15 protein-coding genes are annotated in these 19625 nt (G+C 69.7%); 4 read left to right on the plus strand and 11 right to left on the minus strand.

Annotated elements, in window-relative coordinates; all coding sequences use genetic code 11:
- Nucleotides 1–729 precede the first annotated feature (729 nt).
- Entirely contained in the window at nucleotides 730–1407 is a 678-nt protein-coding gene (locus ABD256_RS10335) for an MBL fold metallo-hydrolase (protein WP_344416095.1), read from the minus strand.
- Between the two features lie 425 nt (nucleotides 1408–1832).
- Between ABD256_RS10335 and uvrA the strand changes: the two genes are divergently transcribed.
- Complete coding sequence (uvrA, locus tag ABD256_RS10340; RefSeq protein ID WP_344416097.1) at nucleotides 1833–4688, plus strand: excinuclease ABC subunit UvrA; 2856 nt, start codon at nucleotides 1833–1835, stop codon at nucleotides 4686–4688.
- A 223-nt stretch (nucleotides 4689–4911) separates the two neighbouring features.
- Here uvrA and ABD256_RS10345 read toward each other — a convergent pair whose 3' ends face one another.
- On the minus strand, nucleotides 4912–5625 hold the full coding sequence (locus ABD256_RS10345) for a fibronectin type III domain-containing protein (RefSeq protein ID WP_344416099.1): 714 nt from the start codon (nucleotides 5623–5625) through the stop codon (nucleotides 4912–4914).
- Nucleotides 5622–6221 (minus strand): hypothetical protein, encoded by a 600-nt coding sequence (locus ABD256_RS10350; RefSeq protein WP_344416101.1) that lies wholly within the window; start codon nucleotides 6219–6221, stop codon nucleotides 5622–5624. Before ABD256_RS10350 ends, ABD256_RS10345 begins: the two co-directional genes overlap by 4 nt.
- Before the next feature lie 154 nt (nucleotides 6222–6375).
- On the opposite strand from ABD256_RS10350, the gene ABD256_RS10355 reads away from it, so the two are divergent.
- Entirely contained in the window at nucleotides 6376–6819 is a 444-nt protein-coding gene (locus ABD256_RS10355; protein ID WP_344416103.1) for an SRPBCC family protein, read from the plus strand.
- 1 nt (nucleotide 6820) lies between these two features.
- Here the strand turns inward: ABD256_RS10355 and ABD256_RS10360 are convergent, their stop codons facing one another.
- Nucleotides 6821–8128, minus strand: a complete 1308-nt coding sequence (locus ABD256_RS10360; protein ID WP_344416105.1) for a cation:dicarboxylate symporter family transporter — start codon at nucleotides 8126–8128, stop codon at nucleotides 6821–6823.
- Between the two features lie 238 nt (nucleotides 8129–8366).
- Between ABD256_RS10360 and ABD256_RS10365 the strand changes: the two genes are divergently transcribed.
- Nucleotides 8367–9971: an ATP-binding protein gene (locus ABD256_RS10365; RefSeq protein WP_344416107.1), complete on the plus strand. Its 1605-nt coding sequence runs from the start codon at nucleotides 8367–8369 to the stop codon at nucleotides 9969–9971.
- Entirely contained in the window at nucleotides 9968–10642 is a 675-nt protein-coding gene (locus tag ABD256_RS10370) for a response regulator (RefSeq protein WP_344416109.1), read from the plus strand. The genes ABD256_RS10365 and ABD256_RS10370 overlap by 4 nt, the downstream gene beginning before the upstream one ends.
- A gap of 159 nt (nucleotides 10643–10801) precedes the next feature.
- Here ABD256_RS10370 and ABD256_RS10375 read toward each other — a convergent pair whose 3' ends face one another.
- The 7 genes from ABD256_RS10375 to ABD256_RS10405 all read right to left on the minus strand — a co-directional run bounded on the left by ABD256_RS10375 (nucleotide 10802) and on the right by ABD256_RS10405 (nucleotide 19624).
- Nucleotides 10802–12214 carry a beta-N-acetylhexosaminidase gene (locus ABD256_RS10375; protein ID WP_344416111.1) on the minus strand — a complete coding sequence of 471 codons (1413 nt, stop codon included), beginning with the start codon at nucleotides 12212–12214 and terminating at the stop codon, nucleotides 10802–10804.
- Between the two features lie 5 nt (nucleotides 12215–12219).
- Entirely contained in the window at nucleotides 12220–13089 is an 870-nt protein-coding gene (locus ABD256_RS10380) for a carbohydrate ABC transporter permease (RefSeq protein ID WP_344416113.1), read from the minus strand.
- Nucleotides 13086–14048 carry a carbohydrate ABC transporter permease gene (locus tag ABD256_RS10385; RefSeq protein WP_344416116.1) on the minus strand — a complete coding sequence of 321 codons (963 nt, stop codon included), beginning with the start codon at nucleotides 14046–14048 and terminating at the stop codon, nucleotides 13086–13088. Before ABD256_RS10385 ends, ABD256_RS10380 begins: the two co-directional genes overlap by 4 nt.
- Nucleotides 14049–14050: 2 nt before the next feature.
- Nucleotides 14051–15349 carry an extracellular solute-binding protein gene (locus ABD256_RS10390; RefSeq protein ID WP_344416118.1) on the minus strand — a complete coding sequence of 433 codons (1299 nt, stop codon included), beginning with the start codon at nucleotides 15347–15349 and terminating at the stop codon, nucleotides 14051–14053.
- 125 nt (nucleotides 15350–15474) lie between these two features.
- The gene (locus tag ABD256_RS10395) at nucleotides 15475–16617 is read right to left on the minus strand and encodes a lactonase family protein (protein WP_344416121.1); all 1143 of its coding nucleotides are present in this window, start codon (nucleotides 16615–16617) and stop codon (nucleotides 15475–15477) included.
- Between the two features lie 23 nt (nucleotides 16618–16640).
- Nucleotides 16641–18032, minus strand: a complete 1392-nt coding sequence (locus ABD256_RS10400; RefSeq protein WP_344416123.1) for a GntP family permease — start codon at nucleotides 18030–18032, stop codon at nucleotides 16641–16643.
- A complete protein-coding gene (locus ABD256_RS10405) occupies nucleotides 18029–19624 on the minus strand; it encodes an N-acyl-D-amino-acid deacylase family protein (RefSeq protein ID WP_344416125.1) in 1596 nt (531 codons plus the stop codon). The genes ABD256_RS10400 and ABD256_RS10405 overlap by 4 nt, the downstream gene beginning before the upstream one ends.
- Between the last annotated feature and the right edge of the window lies 1 nt (nucleotide 19625).

Below are 19625 nucleotides of genomic sequence, written 5' to 3' on the forward strand. Positions count from 1 at the left end.
GGGCGTGGAACTGATTCTCATCGAGCCCTTTCTCCGGCCGATTCGTGACTGCGTCGAGGTCCGCGATGTGCACTCACCTCGACGACCGAGCCGGAGCACCGGCCGGGCCGCGCTTGACGCGGGGCAGTCTCGCTTCCCCGTGGAGCAGGCCCGCGACCTCGCCGGGTGAAGGCGTGGTGGCGTTCGGCGGCGTGCCTCGCCGCGGCCGCCTCACCAGCACGATCAGTGGTCGTCTGGACGGTCCATCTCTGGCCTGATGGGCGCACCTTGAACGGCCAGGACGGCAAGACCGTCGATCTCGTCTGCGTTCTTCCACAGCGCGCCAGGACGTTCGTGTTCTCGTCGGGAGTGCGGCGCAGTTCAGTGATCGCGATGACTTGCCTCCCTCGAACGGCCGCGAGTGCGGCGGCGGAAACTGCTCCGGGGGCGATGAAGAATGGCTCGCGGCTGCGGCGCGCGGGCTTCGGGACAGATTCAGGCTGTGGAGGCCGGTAGGTGTTCGTGCCGGCCGTAGTCGATCTGCTCGCTTTCTGCAAACCTGATCTTTGACCAGCTAGAAGTGCTGATCAAGACAGAGCCGGGTCGGAGAAGCTGGTTGTCTCGCACACCCGACGAAGAGGCACCGGTGAAGACCATGATCGGAGAAAGGAATGGGTATGTCGGCCTCGGAGCCGTCTCCTGAATAAACGGAACTGGGCTGCCACATTGCCGGGCAGCCCAGTTTCAAGATCACCAGCCGCGTTCGCGCCATTCCGGGAGCTTGGGCCGTTCGGCACCGAGGGTGGAGTCGTCGCCATGACCGGGGTAGAACCAGGTGTCGTCCGCGAGCGTGTCGAAGATCCGCGACGAGACATCGTCGATCAACGAAGAGAAGTCCTCCGGCGAAGTGGTCCGCCCGATTCCGCCCGGGAACAGCGAGTCGCCGGTGAACAGGTGTGCGTGGCCGTTCGGGTCGCGGTAGAGCAGCGCGATCGAGCCGGGGGTGTGCCCGCGCAGGTGGATGACCTCCAGGGTGCACCGGCCGAAGGACAGGGTGTCGCCCTGTTCGACGAGGAAGTCCGGCGGCACCGGCAGCGGGCCGGCGTCGAGGGGGTGCGCGGCGGTGTTGGCGCCGTTCGCGCCCGCGACGGCGCCGAGCGCCTGCCAGTGGTCGGGGTGCTGGTGGGTGGTGACGACGGTGCGCAGCGCCGGGCGGTCCGGGCCGTGACCGATCAGGTCCGAGATGCGGTCGGGGTCCGCGGCGGCGTCGATGAGGAGGCCCTCGTTCTCCTCTCGGCACACCAGCAGGTACGCGTTGTTGTCCATCGACCCGACCGACAGCTTGGTGATGGTCACCGCGTCCAGGGTGCGGCGGGCGGCGTCGCCGCCCGGTTCGACATGCCCGGTGTATTCGTCTGCGACGTTCACGTCCGCCACCCTAGCGATTCGCGGCCCCACCGTCAGTGGCCACCTCGGCGCGCGCGAGGGGAAGTCCGGGGGTAACCCGAAAGGGTGGCGCCGAGATGTATCAATCGACCCGGTGTTCGATGGGAATACCGCACGGCGTTTACTTGCTGCACCGACGAACCCCCGGCGCCCGTGCTCTCGCGCCGCGGTGACCGGGGGGTCGCACACGGTGCCAGCGAACACGGCCGGTCGCCCGGCCGTGCACCCACCGTCCAGGAGTCGCCACCCGATGACCTGCGAAAACAAGCACCGGCAGCGTCACCGCCGATTTCTGTCGGTGGGTCGTCCTAGCATGGACAGGGCCTGTCGCGTAGGTCGCCGGGCACGGCGCGAGGACCTGGCACCCCACGACCCAGGCCATCGTTTTCCAGGGAAGGGACACATCCGTGGCTGATCGCCTCGTCGTTCGCGGCGCACGTGAACACAACCTCCGCGGGGTCGACATCGACCTGCCGCGGGACAGCCTGATCGTGTTCACCGGTCTGTCCGGCTCGGGCAAGTCGAGCCTCGCCTTCGACACGATCTTCGCCGAGGGGCAGCGCCGTTACGTCGAGTCGCTTTCGGCCTACGCGCGCCAGTTCCTCGGTCAGATGGACAAACCCGACGTCGACTTCATCGAGGGCCTCTCGCCCGCGGTGTCGATCGACCAGAAGTCGACCTCGCGCAACCCGCGCTCCACGGTCGGCACCATCACGGAGGTCTACGACTACCTCCGCCTGCTCTACGCGCGGGCAGGCGTCGCGCACTGCCCGAAGTGCGGTGAGCGGATCAGCAAGCAGACCCCGCAGCAGATCGTCGACCAGGTGCTCGACATGGACGAGGGCACCCGGTTCCAGGTGCTCGCGCCGGTCGTCCGCGGCCGCAAGGGCGAGTACCTCGACCTCTTCTCGAACCTGCAGCAGCAGGGCTACGCGCGCGCCATGGTGGACGGCGCCGTCCACTCGCTGACCGATCCGCCGAAGCTGAAGAAGCAGGAGAAGCACCAGATCTCCGTGGTGATCGACCGGCTCGCGGTCAAGTCCAGCTCGAAGCAGCGGCTCACCGACTCGGTGGAGACCGCGCTGCGCCTCGCCGACGGGCTGGTCGAGCTCGACTTCGTCGACCTGCCAGAGAACGACCCGCACCGGGTCAGGGGCTTCTCCGAGAACCTGGCGTGCCCCAACGGGCACCCGCTCGCCATCGAGGACCTCGAACCGCGCTCGTTCTCGTTCAACTCCCCGTACGGCGCCTGTCCCGACTGCACGGGCATCGGCGTGCGCAAGGAGGTCGACCCCGAGCTGGTGGTGCCGGACGACGAGCTGTCCCTCGAAGAGGGGGCCATCGCGCCGTGGTCCGGCGGGCAGAGCGCCGAGTACTTCCAGCGGCTGCTCGAATCGCTGTCCGAGACCATCGGGTTCCGGATGGACACGCCGTGGCGCCGCCTGCCCGCGAAGGCACAGAAGGCGGTGCTGCACGGCGTCGCCGACCAGGTCCACGTCCGCTACCGCAACCGGTACGGCCGCCAGCGCTCGTACTACGCCGCGTTCGAGGGCGTGATCCCGTTCCTGGAACGGCGCCAGGAGCAGACCGACTCCGAGTACATGCGCGAGCGGTACGAGGGCTACATGCGCGAGGTGCCGTGCCCCACTTGCCAGGGCAGCAGGCTCAAGCCGGAGATCCTCGCCGTCACCCTCGAACACGAAACCCGCGGTGACCGGTCGATCGCCGAGGTGTGCGCGCTGTCCATCGCGGAGGCCTCGGAGTTCCTGGACGAGCTGAAGCTGAACAAGCGCCAGTCGATGATCGCGGGCGCGGTGCTCAAGGAGATCCAGGCGCGGCTGCGCTTCCTGCTCGACGTCGGCCTGACCTACCTCTCGCTCGACCGCGCCTCCGGCACGCTGTCCGGCGGCGAGGCCCAGCGGATCCGGCTCGCCACCCAGATCGGCTCCGGGCTGGTCGGTGTCCTGTACGTCCTCGACGAGCCGTCGATCGGGTTGCACCAGCGCGACAACCACCGCCTCATCGAGACCCTGACCAGGCTGCGCGACCTCGGCAACACGCTCATCGTGGTCGAGCACGACGAGGACACCATCCGGTCGAGCGACTGGGTCGTCGACATCGGCCCCGGCGCGGGCGAGCACGGCGGCCACATCGTCCACAGTGGACCGTACAAGAAGCTGCTCCGCGCTAAGGGCTCGCTCACCGGCGCGTTCCTGTCCGGCCGCGAGGTCATCGACGTGCCCGCGCTCCGGCGGCCGGTGGACCGCAAGCGCCAGCTCACCGTGGTCGGCGCGCGCGAGCACAACCTGCGCGGGGTCGATGTCGCGTTCCCGCTCGGCTGCCTCGTCTCGGTCACCGGCGTGTCCGGCTCCGGTAAGTCCACCCTGGTCAACGACATCCTGGCGACGGTGCTGGGCAACAAGCTCAACGGCGCCCGCCAGGTGCCGGGCAGGCACACCAGGGTCAAGGGCCTCGATCACGTGGACAAGCTCGTCCGCGTCGACCAGTCGCCGATCGGCCGCACCCCGCGCTCCAACCCGGCCACCTACACCGGTGTCTGGGACCACGTGCGCAAGCTGTTCGCCTCCACCACCGAGGCGAAGGTCCGCGGTTACCAGCAGGGCCGGTTCTCGTTCAACGTCAAGGGCGGGCGCTGCGAGGCGTGCGCCGGTGACGGCACGATCAAGATCGAGATGAACTTCCTGCCGGACGTGTACGTGCCGTGCGAGGTGTGCAAGGGCGCCCGCTACAACCGCGAGACGCTCGAAGTGCACTACAAGGGCAAGACGGTGTCCGAGGTGCTGGACATGCCGATCGAGGAGGCCGCGGAGTTCTTCGAGCCGATCAAGGCGATCCACCGGCACCTGCAGACGCTGGTCGACGTCGGGCTCGGGTACGTGCGGCTCGGCCAGCCGGCGCCGACGCTCTCCGGTGGTGAGGCGCAGCGCGTGAAGCTCGCGAGCGAGCTGCAGAAGCGGTCCACCGGCAAGACCGTCTACGTGCTCGACGAACCGACCACGGGCCTGCACTTCGAGGACATCCGCAAGCTCCTCGGCGTGATCAACGGGCTGGTGGACAAGGGGAACACGGTGATCGTGATCGAGCACAACCTCGACGTGATCAAGACGTCCGACTGGATCGTCGACATGGGGCCGGAAGGTGGTTCCGGCGGGGGCACCGTGGTCGCCGAGGGCACGCCGGAAGACGTGGCCGCGATCGACGAGAGCTACACCGGCCAGTTCCTCAAGGAAGTACTCGCCTGAGATCGCCGCTGCCCGGTGGAAACCCCGCCGGGCAGCGGCAGCGCGGTACCGCGAGGCGAGGCCAGTCATCTCGCCGCCCGGTTTCCGCGCAGCAGCCGATCAAGTGCCGCGGGTCATGATCCAGGCGGCGACGCGGGTTCGGGTGTCGACGCCGAGTTTGGTCATGATGTGGCTGACGTGGGTCTCGGCGGTGCGTGGTGCGATGAGCAGGGACGGCAGGACGCTAACCCGGTGCCCTTCCCGTGCGTTGATAGGCCACAGTGGACAGTGCGCCGTAGCGGAACGCCCTGACCCGGAACGCGGCGGAGCGTTCCCGCGGCAAGGTGGCCAGGCCGCACGAGCCGATGTCGCGGTCGAGCACCTCCACCGGGGTGAATTCCGGCGCGCCCTCGGGTTTCCCCTCCAGCAGGAACCCGTCCTCGTCGGTGGCGTGGTCGGTCCAGGTGAAGCGGATCCCGTCCGCCGTCATCACCTTCGCCGCGAGGCCGGACGGCGCGGCGGCAGGCGGGTCGTCGCGCAGCGCGGCGGTGGTCACCCCGGGGTGTGCGACGGCGCGGGGGTTCGGCCACTGCGGGTCGGACGCGGTCAGGTCCGGGGCGTCCGCGGGCACGGCGACGCTCACTTCGCCGCTCGTGCCGCCGTAGTACGGCCGGACCCGGTAGTAGAACGGGGTTTCCGGCAGCAGCTCGGGATGGCGGTAGCTGGTCTGGTGCGGCGGCAGGAAGCCGAGCGTCGTGTACGGCCCGCCGGGCTGGGTCGCGAACTCGACCATCCGCCCCGCCGCGCCCGGTGCGTCGTCCGGCCAGTGCAGGGTGATGTCGACGGGGGAGTCGAGGGTCGCGGTGAGCCCTTCCGGCGCGGGGGTGGCGGCGTGCCGCGCGGCGCAGCCCGCCACTCCGGCGAGCACCAGCGCCGCGGCCAGTGCCTGCCGGATCACTGGTGCCAGAACCGGATCTTGCTCCAGGTCACCGTGATCGGCCCGGCCCCGCTCGCGGTCCGGTAGGCGCCGAGCTTGTCGTAGAAATCGCCACCGGGGCTGGACGTGGTGTGCTTCAGCGACCCGTTGACGTAGGTCTTGTGCGTGCCGCCGACCTGGTTGATCGTGTTGACGCGCACCGTGGTGCCGACGGTCGCGCCGCCGCCGATCGTCTGCCCGCCCTCGACCGAGTACATCCGGCCGCCCTTTTCCACCGCCAGCAGGAAGAACGGCCCCTGGTCGCCGTGGAAGGTCTGCTTCAGGCTGATCCGCGAGCCGCTCTGGCTGGTGATCTTGAAGTAGCCCTCGAACTGGTGCGTGCCGCCGGCGTAGGTCTCGTACCGGCGTTCGGCTCGCTGCTCGCCGCTGCCCGACGAGCAGCTCAGGGTGAACGTCAGGTCGCTGACCTTCCCGCAGCCCTTTTCCTGGACCTTGAACGACGGGCTGTCCGGCGTCCAGTTCCCGGAGCCGACCTGGGCGAGCGCGGCAGGGGCGGTGGCCAGCAGCCCGGCCGCGGCCAGCACGGCCGCGAGGATCCCGGCTCGGTTCGACATCATCCAACCTCCTCGGTGGGACAAGGCGGCGGCGGTGCGGGTTCGGTCGAGCCCCCGGTGGGGCAGGTGCGGCGGACCGGGGATCACTGTACGAGAGCGGCCGGGCACGGACAAGCGTGTGCCGGTGGCCGGGAAGCGGGCCTTCTACTATCGAATCATGGTCGGCACTTATCGCTTCCGCTCGGTCTGGCTGCTTGCCGCGCCGGCGCGCGCGGTGTTCGACGCCGTCGTCGATCTCGAGCACTACCCGCGCTGGTGGTCCGACGTCCGGTCCGTGCGGCAGGTGGACGCCGACACCGCGGAACTGGTCTGCCGTGCGAGCCTGCCGTACCGGCTCGTGCTGCGCATGCACCGCGACGTCGAAGACTCCGACGCCGGCCGCCTCCGCGTCGGGCTCTCGGGTGATCTCGAAGGGTTCCTGGCGGGCTCGGTGACCCGCACGAAGAACGGAACGCACCTCGAGATCACCCAGGAGGTCGAGGCGCGCAAACCGTTGCTGCGCAAGCTCGACCGGGTGGCCCGGCCGGTGTTCCGCGCGAACCACGCGCTGATGATGCGGCGCGGGCTGAGGGGGTTGCGGAGCCACCTGGCCGGGGCCTGACTCAGCTCGGCGCGGCGGCGTTGCCGATCTTCGGGTCCTCCGCTGTCGGGAGGTCGTCGAGGAGGCTCGATTCGGAGAACGGTTCCTTGCCGGTGAGCACCCGGTTCGCCCGGTCGGCGTCGAACTCCTTCGTCCACGATCCGATGAGGACGGTCGCAACGGCGTTGCCCGCGAAGTTCGTCACCGCGCGCGCCTCGGACATGAACCGGTCGATGCCGAGGATGAACCCGACGCCGTCGACGAGGTCGGGCCGGTGGGACTGCAGCCCGCCCGCGAGCGTCGCGATCCCGGCGCCGCTCACGCCCGCCGCGCCCTTCGACGCGATGATCATGAACACCAGCAACGAGATCTGCTCGCCGAGACCGAGCGGGCTGCCCTGCGCGGTCGCCACGAACAACGTCGCCATGGTCAGGTAGATCGCGGTGCCGTCGAGGTTGAACGAGTACCCGGTGGGCACGGTGATGCCGACGACGGGCTTGGAAACGCCGAGGTGCTCCATCTTCGCGATGAGCCTCGGCAGGGCCGACTCCGACGACGAGGTGGACACGATCAGCAGGAATTCGCGGGCGAGGTAGCGCAGCAGCGACAGGATGTTGACCCGTGCGCCGATCCACAGCGCGGACCCGAGCACGATGAACACGAACAGCAGGCACGTGGCGTAGAAGCCGATCATGATCACCGCGAGGCTCTTCAGCGCGCCCCAGCCGGTCTCACCGACGACGGCGGCGATGGCGCCGAACGCGCCGACCGGTGCCGCCCACATGATCATGGACAGGATCCGGAACACCAGGCGCTGGATGTGCTCGACCCCGCGCAGGATCGGCTTCCCCTTCGCACCGAGCTTCTGCAGCGCGAACCCGGACAGCAGCGCGATCAGGAGTGTCTGCAGCACCGATCCTTCGGTGAACGCCGAGACCATGCTCTCCGGGATGATGCCGAGCAGGAAGTCCGTGGTGCCTTCGGTCTTCGCCTGGTCGTGCACTTTGGACGCCGCGGCCGGGTCGAGGTGCAGGCCGGAGCCGGGGTGCAGCAGGTTGCCGACGACGAGCCCGATGGCGAGCGCGAACGTCGACATCACCAGGAAGTAGCCGATCGCGAGCAGGCCGACCTTCCCGACCTTCGCCGCCTTCGCGACCGAGCCGATGCCGAGCACGATGGTGCAGAAGATGATCGGCGAGATCATCATCTTGATCAGGTTCACGAACGCGGTGCCGAGCGGCTTGAGCTCCTTGGCGAACCCCGGCGCGAAGAACCCGACGAGCACGCCGAGCACGACGGCGGCCACGACGGCCAGGTACAGGTGGTGCATCCGGTCTCGGCGCGGTGGCGCGGCCGGGGATGCGGCGGATGTCGGCAACACTGCCTCCAGCGGGAAACGAGAGCGCCGTCACGGCGCGGGCTGGCAGTCACTATCGGCACCGTTATGACCCCGGTCACCCTTGTGTTCATTGAGTTCACCAGAAGCGGGTCGTGCCGCACGCGGTGTCATCGGTCGATCACGCGGATGGTGCCGAGCCGCCGGGCGGCTCGTGTGCTGGTATGGACCGATGACGGTGAAGTCGCGAAGGTCGCGCGGACGGCGCTTCAGCCTGGCGGGCCAGCTGCTCGTGGTGCAGACGGCCGGGGTCGCGGTGCTCGTCGCCGTGGGGTTCGCGCTGGCCTACTTCGACGCGAGGACAGCCGTGACGGACCGGTCGAGGGACGAGGCGACCACGGTGGCGGCCACCATCGCGGACACGCCGAGCGTCCTTTCCGCACTGTCCACTGAGGATCCGAGCCGTGCGCTGCAGCCGTTCGCGGAGCAGGTCCGCGCGGACACCGGTGTGGACTTCGTGACGATCATGAACACCGGCGGCATCCGGTACACCCACCCCACCCCCTCGCTGATCGGCCGGCGGTTCGCCGGGAACATCGAGGAAGCGTTGCGGGGCAAGGTCTTCACCGAGACCTACCTCGGCACGCTCGGCGAGTCCGTCCGCGCGGTGGTGCCGGTGTTCGATCAGGACCACCGCGTGGTCGCACTGGTCAGCGCCGGGATCACGATCAAGGCGATCGCACAGGAGCTGGGGGAGCGCCTGCCGCCGCTGGTGATCGTCGCGAGCGCGGTGCTGCTCGTCGGGATCGGCGGGAGCCTGCTGGTGAGCAGGCGGCTGCGGCGGCAGACGCGCGGGTTCGCCCCGGCGGAACTGTCCGGGATGTTCGGCTACTACGAAGCGATCCTGCACACCGTGCGGGAGGGGCTGGTGCTCGTGGACGCGGGCGGGACCGTCGTGCTGTGCAACCACGCCGGACGCGAGCTGCTGGGGCTCGACGAGGATCCGGCGGGCAGTGCGGTCGAAGGGCTCGGCCTCGCGGAGCCGCTCGCGCGGTCGCTCGTCAGCGGCCCCCGCACCGACGAGATCCACGTGACCGAGACGCGCGTGCTGGTGGTCAACACCGAACCGGTGCGCTCGGACGGCCGCGAGCGCGGCACCGTGGTGACCCTGCGGGACCACACCGAGCTGCAGGCGCTGACCGGCGAGCTGACCACGATCAGGGGACTCGCCGAGTCGCTGCGCTCACAGGCGCACGAGTCCGCGAACCGGCTGCACACCGTCGTGTCGCTGGTCGAGATGGGACGGCCCGTGGACGCGGTCGAGTTCGCCACCGAGGAGCTGGCGGTCGCGCAGCACCTGACCGACCGGGTGCTGGGCGCGGTCGAGGAGCCGGTGCTCGCGGCGCTGCTGCTGGGCAAGGCGGCGGAGGCGGCCGAACGCGGTGCCGATCTCGAACTCACCCCGGATTCGACGGTGGAGGCCACCGTGGCGATCCCGTCGCGCGACCTGGTGACCGTGCTCGGAAACCTCGTGGACAACGCGATCGACGCGGCGATCGAGACCGCGGCGAAACGGCGGCCGAGGGTCACGGTCACCGTCCGCCCCGATGGCGGGAGCCTGCTGATGCGGGTCAGCGACACCGGTGACGGAGTGCCCCCGGACGCGGCAGGGGCCGTGTTCCGGCGAGGCTGGACCACGAAACCGGGCGGCGGCGAGGTGGGGCACGGCCTCGGGCTCGCGCTCGCCGCGCAGGTGGTCCGGCGGCACCGTGGCACGATCGAGGTCGACGGTGCCGTCTTCACCGTCCGGTTGCCGGGTGAAGGGAGCGCGGGGTGATTTCGGTTCTGGTCGTCGAGGACGACCCGGTCGCCGCGCAGGCGCACCGCGAGTACGTCACGCGGCTGCCGGGGTTCGAGGTCGCCGGTGTGGTGCACTCGGGCGGCGAGGCGCTGCGGTTCTGCGAGCGCACGCCGGTGGACCTGGTGCTGCTCGACTTCTACCTGCCGGACGGGCACGGGCTCGCGGTGTGCCGCGCGCTGCGGGCCGCGGGCAGCACGGCCGACGTGATCGCGGTGACCTCGGCACGCGATCTCGCGGTGGTGAAGGCCGCGGTGTCCTCCGGCGTGGTGCAGTACCTGCTCAAGCCGTTCACGTTCGCGTCGTTCCGGGAAAAGCTCGATCAATACGCGCGATTCCACCGCACCGTCGGGAAAACGGGCGAAGCGGCGGATCAGGGCGATATCGACCGGGCGTTCGCCGTACTGCGGACCTCCGAACGGGCCGTGCTGCCGAAGGGAATGAGCGAGGAAACGCTCGACGCGATTCGCGGCGCGCTGAAATCCGCCGAGGACGGGCTTTCCGCCGGTGCCGCGGCGGCCGGAACCGGCGTGTCGAGGGTGACCGCGCGGCGCTATCTCGAATACCTCGCCGACAACGGGCTCGCCGCGAGGGAACCGCGGTACGGGCAGGTCGGGCGGCCCGAAGTCTGGTATCGCGCGATCGCGTGAAAAAGGGACTCCGGCAAAGGGAACGGTGAGGAAGCACATCGGTTCGACCGGCACCTGCCGGATACGATCCGGCGCACGAACCCGCCATATCCGCGGCCGTGGGTGCCCCGCATGCCCTGAAGGTGCCCTTCGCGGCACCAGATTCCCCGGAGGCTCCCTTCAGAGCGGGCGGCCGGGGACACCGGGACGCGTCTGCCACGGCAGCGGGCCGTCGAGCGGGCGGTATTCGACCCCGAGCGCGTCCAGCCGCGGCAGGTGGTGCGTGCGCAGGCGTTCGGTGAACTCCGCGGTGTCGCGGCCGCCGGCGGGGCTCCACACGACCTCGCTGAACGCGCACAGCCGGGGGAAAGTGGCGTAGTCGACGCGCCGGACCGAGTCGAGGTGCTCGCTCCACACCTGGGCCTGCGCGCCGAGCACCCGGTGCCGGGCGTCCTCCGGCAGGCCCGGCGGCAGCGGCTCGTAGGCGTAGAAGTCCTCGACCGTGTTCAGGAAGCCCACCGGGATCGGTTCGTCGGGGTGGTCGGACTCGCGGTGGTTGAGGTAGACGTACTGCTCCGGGCACATCACCACGTCCAGTCCCGCCGCCGCGGCCCGCGCGCCCGCTTCTTCGCCACGCCACGAGCCGATGATCGTGGGCGCGGGGAGCGTGCCCGCGTCGAGCATCTCGTCCCAGCCGAGCGCGCGGCGCCCGTGCCCGTGCAGGTACTCCGCCAGCTTGATGAGGAAGGTCCCGTGCCGCTCGGTCGCACCGGGTACCTCGTCGCCGCCGATCGCGATGACCTCCGACGGGAACACGGCCAGCACCTCGTCGAACACCGCGCGGAAGAACTCCAATGTGGACTCGGACGGGTCGAGGATGTCGTCGTTGACGCCCCACGACGTCCACACCTCGCGCGCGCTGTTCTCCGCGCCCAGTTCGGGATAGGCGGTCAGCGCGGCGGTCACGTGTCCCGGCACGTCGACCTCCGGCACCACCGTGATGCCCCGCTCGGCCGCGTAGGCGACGATCTCGCGCAGGTCGTCGGTGCGGTAGAAGCCGCCGTGCGGCCTGCCGTCGCGCTCGGGCCCGTCGTGCCTGCCGACCATCGAGCCCCGCCGCCACGCCCCGATTTCGGTGAGCTTCGGGAAACGCGGCACCTCCAGCCGCCAGCCCTGGTCATCGGTCAGGTGCAGGTGCAGCACGTTGAGCTTGTGCGCGGCGAGCAGATCGGTGAACCGGAGCACCTCGGCCTTGGTGCGGAAGTTCCGCGCCACGTCCAGCAGGCAGCCGCGCCAGCCGAACCTCGGCTCGTCCACGACGGTTCCACAAGGGACGGTCAACGGTCCGGAGTGGACGTTCGCGACGCGGAACGCGGACGGCCCCACGAGCTGTCGCAGGGTTTCGCGGGCGTAGCGCACCCCGGAGTCGTCCGACGCGGTGATCCGGATCCTCGATTCGGAGATGTCGAGGCGGTAGCCCTCGGCCGGGACCGCGTCGGAGTTCTCGACTTCGACTTCGGCGGGCCACGGGCGCGAGCCGCCCGTCGCGGTCGCGGAAACGGGCCGGGGGAGCAGCGACTCGAATCCTGGCATGTATCTCAACCTTTCACGGCGCCGGCCATCCCGGACACCAGTTTCCGTTGCACCAGAACGAAGAAGATCAGCACCGGGATGGTCATCAGCGTCGATGACGCCATGATCGCGCCCCAGTCGTTCTCCTCCGGTTTGAAGAACACCAGCATCGCCTGCGGCAACGTCTGGTTCTCGGTCTGGGAGATGATGAACGTCTTCGCGAACAGGAAGTCGTTCCAGGCGTGGATGAACGCGAGCACACTGGTCGCGACCAGACCCGGCGCGACGAGCGGGAACAGGATCTGCCACACGAACCGGAACCGGCTCGCACCGTCCACAGTGGCCGCTTCCTCCAGCTCCACCGGTACCGCGGCGACGAACCCGCGCAGCATCCAGATCGCGAACGGGAGGCTGAACGCGAGGTGCACCAGCACCAGCGAGCCAAGCTGGTTCAACCCGAACGCGGGAACGGCGCCGCCGATCGAGCGCATCAGGAAGAACAGCGGGATCGTCAGCGCTTCCACCGGCACCATCTGCGCGACGAGCAGCATCACCAGCAGCACGGTCCGGCCGCGGAACCGGAAGCGGGTCAGCGCGACCGCGGACAGGAACGACAGCAGCAGTGACAGCGCGACCACGACGACGGCCACCAGCACGCTGTTGAGGAAGTACCCGCCGAACCCGGACACGGTGAGCACGCGGCGGAAGCTGTCGAAGGTGGGCGCGAGCGTCCACGGTGCCGGGCTCGCCGACTGGATCTCGCCCGCGGGTTTGAGCGCGGTGAGCACCATCCAGTACAGCGGGAACGCGATCACCGCGGCGATCACCACGGTGACGATCTCGGCGACCGTCCTGCCGTGGTGCCGCCGTTTCCGGGTGCGGACGAGCGTGCTCACACCAACCCCGCTTCCCGTTTCTGCGAACGCACGTAGAGCCCGGTGATCGACATCAGGATCAGCGTCATCACCACGCCGATCGCCGCGCCGAGCCCGTACTGCGATCCCGCGAACGCCTGCTGGTAGGCGTAGACGTTGAGCACCAGGTTCCGCCCGGCGAGCCCGCCGCCGTTGGTCATCACGTAGATCTGGGTGAACACCTTGAAGTCCCAGATGATCGACTGCACGGTCGCGATCATCAGCACCGGCCGCAGCATCGGGAGCACGATCGCGGTGGCCGTCCTCGGCGTCGACGCGCCGTCGAGCGAAGCGGCTTCGAGCACCTCTTCCGGGATCGCCTTGATCCCGGCGTACATGGTGACCAGGACGAACGGGAACGAGCACCAGATCACTTCGAGCGCGACGAGCCCGAACGTGCCGTAGGTGTCGTAGGTCCACGAGTGCTGTTCCATCGCGGTGAAGCCGATGCCGGACAGCACCTTGTTCACGAGCCCGAAGTCCGCGTCGAACAGGAAGAGCCAGATGTAGGAGCCCGCCACCGCCGGGGTGGCCCACGCGCCGAGCGCGGCGAGGAACAGCACCGTCCGCGCCCACGGCCGCACCCGGCTCGCGAGCATCGCCAGCACCGTGCCGAGCACGAGGCTGCCGATGACGCACACCGCGGCGAAGCCGATCGTCTTCGCCAGCACCGTCCAGAAGGCACTGTTCGCCAGCAGGTCGGTGTAGTTGTGCAGGCCGATGAACACCAGCGGCGCGGCGCCGGCGGCCTCGGCCTGCCCGTAGTCGTAGACCGAGATCAGCACCAGCTGGTAGATCGGGTAGGCGAGCACCCCGAGCAGCAGGATCGCCGCCGGTGCGAGGTAGAGCGCCGCGGCCCGCCCGTCCCCGCGACGGGACGGGCGGGCGCGGCGTCGTCCATGGTCCGAAGTGGACGGTTTGGACGGTGCGAGCAGGGCCATGCTCAGCCGCCGAACGCGGTGTTCATCTTGTCCGCCGCGCCCTGTAGCGCGGCGTCCACGTTCTGCTCACCGGTGGCGATCTGCTGGATCGCGGTCGGCAGGATGTTCTGCGCGTCGATGCGGGACCACGCCGGGCTCGCCGGGACGAACCGGGTGCCCGCCTTGAGCGTGTCGACGAACGGCTTCAGCGAAGCGTCCTGTGCGGACAGCTGCTGCTGCACGCTGGCGAGCGTGGGCAGGTTGCCCATCGCGGAGTACATCTTGGTCTGGTACTTCGCGCTGCCGAGCAGTTCGGCGAACTCCACCGAAAGCCCGCGCCGCTTGCTGGCGCCGAACACGCCGAGCAGGTTGCCACCCGCGAACGCGGGTGCGACCGAACCCGGTTTGGCGCCCGGCAGCGGCACCACCGCGTACTTGCCCTTCGCGGCACCGGCTTCGACGGCCTTGCGGTTGAAGTCGCCGCCGATCGTCATCGCGGCCTTGCCACCGGCGAACGCCTGCACACTCTGCGTCCCGGTGAAGTTGCCGCACTGCTGCGGCGGGCAGATGTCTTCCTTGATCAGCTTCGCGTAGGCATCCACACCCGCCTTCGCCTCCGGCGAGGTGATCGAGGACGTCCACTTCCCGCCGTCCTGCTTCGCCAGCTCGCCGCCCTGCGCCCACAGGTAGGGCAGCATCGCGTAGGTGTACTTGCCGCCGACGGAAATCCCGTACAGGTCCGGCTTCGCGGCACGGATCCGGCGCGCGGTGTCGGCCAGTTCGGCGAGTGTCGCCGGTGGCTTCAGGTTCAGCTCGGTGAACACGTCGGTGCGGTAGTACAGCGCGCGGATGCCGGTGAACCACGGCAGCCCGTAGACCTTGCCGTCCGCCTTCGCGGTGTCCACAACGGACGGAACGAGGTCGGCGCCCTCCTTCCAGGACTTCAGGTCACCGGAAAGGTCGGCGAGCGCACCGGTCTTCGCGTAGGCCGCGACATCGGTGTTGCCGAACTCGGCCACGTCGGGCGCGTTGTTCGGGTCGTTGAAGGCGCCCGAGAACCGGTCCGCCCTTCCTTCGACCGGGATCCACTGCACGTCGACCTCGACGCCGGGATGGCTCGCCTTGAACTCGGCGACGGCCTCGGACACCGTCGCCTCCTTCGGCGCCCTGGTGGCCTCGTCGAACAGCCAGACCCGGAGTGTGCCGGTCTTCTCGTCACCGCCCGCACCGGCGGGCCCCGACTGGGTCGGGGCGCACGCGGCGAGGACGGTGACGATCGACAAACCGAGCGACACGGCGAGGAGGGGACGACGGATTCTCATAAGAATCTCCGATATGTCCGTAGTTCTGTTGCAATCCATGCAATGCAGATTGTGCTATTAGCAACAGAGCTTAGAAGGACCGTCCATTCCGCACAAGGGTCTAGACCAGCAGATCTCCTAGCCCGTCACCGAAAAGCCACCGTGGCCACCGACGGCACCGAGAAGACGCCTTGCGGCGCACCGAGCTTCCCGGACGCGGCGTCCCGTGGCAGCCAGGTGACCGTGCCCGAGCGCTGGTTCGACACGTACGCCCCGCGCTGCCCCGGGTCCAGCACGAGGTGCCGTGGCCAGTCGCCGCCCGCGGTGGCGTTGGTGCCGAGCCGTTCGAGCGCGCTTCCACCACCCTTGACCGTGAACGTCGCGACGGTGTTTTCCCCGCGCACCGACACGTACGCGAACCGCCCGTCGGCCGACACCTCGATCTCGCCGGGGTAGTTCGGCCCCGGCGAGGAGGCGTCGACGGCGGGCACCACCGAGGACGCGGTGAGCTTGCCCGCGGCTGCGTCCCACGTCGCGACGGTGACCTCCGGCCGCAGTTCCTGTGCTATGTAAGCGAACCGGCCACCGGGATGGAAGGCGAGGTGCCGTGGACCCGCGCCGGAAGGCAGCTTGAGTTGCTGGTTCTGCTTCAGCTTCCCGGTCTTCAAGTCCAGCGAGTACACGTACACCGAGTCCGCGCCGAGGTCGACGGCCAGCACCCACCGGCCACTCGGGTCGACGACGACCTGGTGGGCGTGCGCGGCGCGTTCGGCGCCGTGGTGCACCACGAGATCCGTCGAAGCACCGAGCTTGCCGTCGCGCCCGATGGGGTGCACCACGACGCTGCCGGTGCCGTAGTTCGCGGTCAGCAGGTAGCGGCCGCTCGGGTGCACGCACAGGTGGGTCGGTGCCGACCCGCGGCTGGGCTGGGTGCTGATCTTGCGGGGCTTGGCGGGATCCTTGACGTCCAGCGAGGTGACGTTGCCGTTCGGATCGCCTTCGTTGGTGGAGAACAGGGTCCTGCCGTCGGGGGAGAAGGCGAACCACGACGCGTCCGGCACGCCGCCGACGGTGTGGTCGAGTGTGAGCGCGGGGCCGTTCGACGCCGTCGCCACGTCCAGCCCGCGCCCGACCGGCGCGCCGGGGCTGGTGTAGCTGCCGACGTAGAAGACCCGGCCGTCCTTGCACCGCGCGGCCTGCGCGGGGCTGAGGCCCGCCAGGCTCGCGGCGCCGACGGCCGCGACGGCACCGGCCGCGCCGAGGAAGAGGCGACGAGGAAGTTCTGCCATGGGTTCAGACTCCTTATCGTGTCCTACAAGAAGGCCATCACCAGTGCGGCGACGCCGAATCCGGACAGCGACAGGATCGTTTCCAGCACCGTCCAGGTCTTGAGGGTTTTCGCGACGGACATCCCGAAGTAGCGCGAGACGATCCAGAACCCGCCGTCGTTGACGTGCGAGGCGATGATCGAGCCGGCCGAGATCGCCACCACGATGAGGGCGAGCTGCGCCTGCGAGTAGCCGAGTTCGGCGACGGTCGGCGCGACGATCCCGCTCGTGGTCACGATCGCGACCGTGGCCGAGCCCTGCGCGATCCGCATGCCGCAGCTGATCACGTAGGCCGCGAGGATCACCGGCAGCCCGGCGTCACCGAGCGAACCGGCGACCGCCTTGCCGATGCCGGTGGCCGAGAGCACCGCGCCGAAGAACGCGCCCGCACCCACCACCAGCAGGATCATCGCGACCGGCCGCAGTGCGTTCGCGGACAGTTCCGACAACTCCTTGCCGCCCATCCCGCGCCGGTGCCCGAGCAGCCACGACGCCAGCAGCACCGCGACGGTGAGCGCGACCGCGGGCGTGCCGACGAAGTTCGCGACGCCGGCGAGCGCGGAGTTCTTCGGCAGCCAGATGCTGCCGAAGGTGCCCGCCAGTATCAGCACGAGCGGGACCGCGATGATCGCGGCGACCAGGCCGAGCGACGGCGGCGCCTGCCCGTCTTCTTCGAGCGTTTCGTCCTCGACCATCATCTCGGCCGGGATGTCGACGTGCATGCGCTTGCCGATCCAGGTCGAGAACAGCACGCCGCCGACGAACCACGCCGGGATCCCGCACAGCGCGCCCATCAGGATGATCCAGCCGAGGTCGACGTGCAGCAGGCCCGCCGCGGCGACCGGACCGGGGTGCGGCGGCAGGAACGCGTGCGTCACCGAGAGCCCGGCGATCAGCGGCAGGCAGTACAGCAGCAGCGAACGCCCGCCCTGCTTCGCGGCGACGTACACGAGCGGCGCGAGCACGAAGATGCCGATGTCGAAGAACACCGGGATGCCGAAGATCAGGCCCGCGACGCCCATCGCGAGCGGTGCCCGCCGCTCCCCGAACGCGCGCAGCAGGGCCGAGGTCAGCACCCGCGCGCCGCCGGACTTTTCGAGGATCGCACCGAGCAGGGTGCCGAGCCCGATGATCGCCGCGATGTGTCCGAGGATCCCGCCGAAACCCTTCTCCAGCAAGGAGTCCGAGGTCTTCTGCGCGGTGCCGACGAGGGTGCCGACCGGGACGCCCGCGGCCAGCGCGGTGAGCAGGCTGACCACGATGAGCGCGATGAACGGCTCCATCTTCGTCTTGATGATCAGCACGAGCAGCACCGCGATGGACACCGCCGCGAGCGTGAGCAGCCCGCCGGTCGAATGCTGCAGCCAGTGGATCATCGGGCTCTCCCGGGGTTGCGCAGGGAATGACCGGCGAGCGTGCCGGTGGGACGGCCGTCGTCGATCGCGGCGACACCGTTGACGAAGACGTACGGGATCCCGGTCGCGGCCTGGCGCGGCTCCTCGAAGGTCGAGGTGTCGGCGACGGTGTCCGGGTCGAACAGCACGAGATCGGCGGCGAACCCTTCGCGGACGAGGCCGCGGTCGGGCAGCCGGAGCCTGCGCGCGGCGCGCCCGGTCAGGTGGGCGACGCAGTCTTCGAGGCCGAGCACGCCGAGTTCGCGCACGTAGTGGCCGAGGTAGCGCGGGAACGTGCCCCACGCGCGGGGGTGCGGGCGGGTGCCGACGAGCAGGCCGTCGCTGCCGCCGGTGTGCGCGGGGTGCCGCATGATCGCCCTGACGTTTTCCTCGTGGCCGACGTGCATCAGGCACGACGTGCCGAGGCGCTCGGCGATGAGCGTGTCGAAGAACAGGTCGGCCGCGGGAACTCCTTGGCGCCGTGCGGATTCGGCGACACTGTGGCCGACGAGGTGCTCCCGCTCGGCGCCGCGCACCCCGTTGATTTCGATGCTGTCCCAGTCGATCGGCACGCCGTGCGCGCCGTCGGAGCCGGTTTCCTCGATCGCCACCCTGATCCGCTCGCGATCATCCACATCGGACAGGCGGGCGAGTGTGGCGTCGAGCCCGCCCTCCGCGGACCAGCTCGGCAGGAGCGCGGAAAGGTAGGTGGCGCCGGGAAGGTACGGGTAGGTGTCGAGCGTGATGTCGCAGCCGTCCTCGGCCGCGTCGTCGAGCAGGCGCAGCAGATCCGGCGCCTTCCCCTTGTTGACGGAGAAGTTCATCGTCGCGTGGGCCAGGTGCAGCGGACAGCCCGAGCGGCGCGAGACGTCCACCATTTCGGCGAACGCCTCCAGCGCGCCCGCGCCGTAGCTGCGGTGGTGCGGGCTGTAGAACCCGCCGAGCGCGCCGACGACCTCGCACAGCGCGACGAGTTCTTCGGTGCTCGCGTACATGCCCGGCGTGTAGGTGAGCCCCGACGACATCCCGGCGGCGCCTTCGCGCAGCCCCGTCGCGACGAGTTCCTTCATCCGGTCCAATTCGGACTCCGTGGCCGGCCGGTCGTCCCAGCCGACCGCGAGCATGCGCACCGTGCCCTGCGGCACCAGGTACGCGGCGTTCACCGCGATGCCGCGGTCGAGCCGGTCGAGGTACTCGCCGACCGAGCGCCAGTCCCAGTCGAACCCCGCCGGGTCGTCGTTCCAGCCGGCGAGCTGGGTGCGCAGCGCGGCGAGCACCTCGTCGTCGACGGGGGCGTAGGAAAGCCCGTCCTGCCCGAGCACCTCGGAGGTGACCCCCTGCGACACCTTCGCGAGGTGGTCCGGGTTCGCCAGGATCTGCAGGTCCGAATGGGCGTGCATGTCGATGAACCCGGGCGCCAGCACCAGATCGCCCGCGTCGAGCACGCGCGCCGCGGTGCCGGTGCCGGACTCGGTGATCGCCGCGATCCGGCCCTCGTGCACGGCGACGTCACCGCGCCGCGCCGGTTCGCCGGTGCCGTCGACGATCGTCGCGCCCCGCAGGAGCAGATCCATG

Origin of the sequence: Amycolatopsis minnesotensis, assembly GCF_039529815.1 — a bacterium.
Taxonomy (GTDB): domain Bacteria; phylum Actinomycetota; class Actinomycetes; order Mycobacteriales; family Pseudonocardiaceae; genus Amycolatopsis; species Amycolatopsis minnesotensis.

Coding starts and splice junctions, on each gene's coding strand:
- ABD256_RS10350 (WP_344416101.1), bottom strand. CDS start 6,221: ATGATGTCGAACCGAGCCGGGATCCTCGCGGCCGTGCTGGCCGCGGCC.
- ABD256_RS10355 (WP_344416103.1), top strand. CDS start 6,376: ATGGTCGGCACTTATCGCTTCCGCTCGGTCTGGCTGCTTGCCGCGCCG.
- ABD256_RS10360 (WP_344416105.1), bottom strand. CDS start 8,128: ATGCACCACCTGTACCTGGCCGTCGTGGCCGCCGTCGTGCTCGGCGTG.
- ABD256_RS10365 (WP_344416107.1), top strand. CDS start 8,367: ATGACGGTGAAGTCGCGAAGGTCGCGCGGACGGCGCTTCAGCCTGGCG.
- ABD256_RS10375 (WP_344416111.1), bottom strand. CDS start 12,214: ATGCCAGGATTCGAGTCGCTGCTCCCCCGGCCCGTTTCCGCGACCGCG.
- ABD256_RS10385 (WP_344416116.1), bottom strand. CDS start 14,048: ATGGCCCTGCTCGCACCGTCCAAACCGTCCACTTCGGACCATGGACGA.
- ABD256_RS10390 (WP_344416118.1), bottom strand. CDS start 15,349: ATGAGAATCCGTCGTCCCCTCCTCGCCGTGTCGCTCGGTTTGTCGATC.
- ABD256_RS10395 (WP_344416121.1), bottom strand. CDS start 16,617: ATGGCAGAACTTCCTCGTCGCCTCTTCCTCGGCGCGGCCGGTGCCGTC.
- ABD256_RS10400 (WP_344416123.1), bottom strand. CDS start 18,032: ATGATCCACTGGCTGCAGCATTCGACCGGCGGGCTGCTCACGCTCGCG.
- ABD256_RS10405 (WP_344416125.1), bottom strand. CDS start 19,624: ATGGATCTGCTCCTGCGGGGCGCGACGATCGTCGACGGCACCGGCGAA.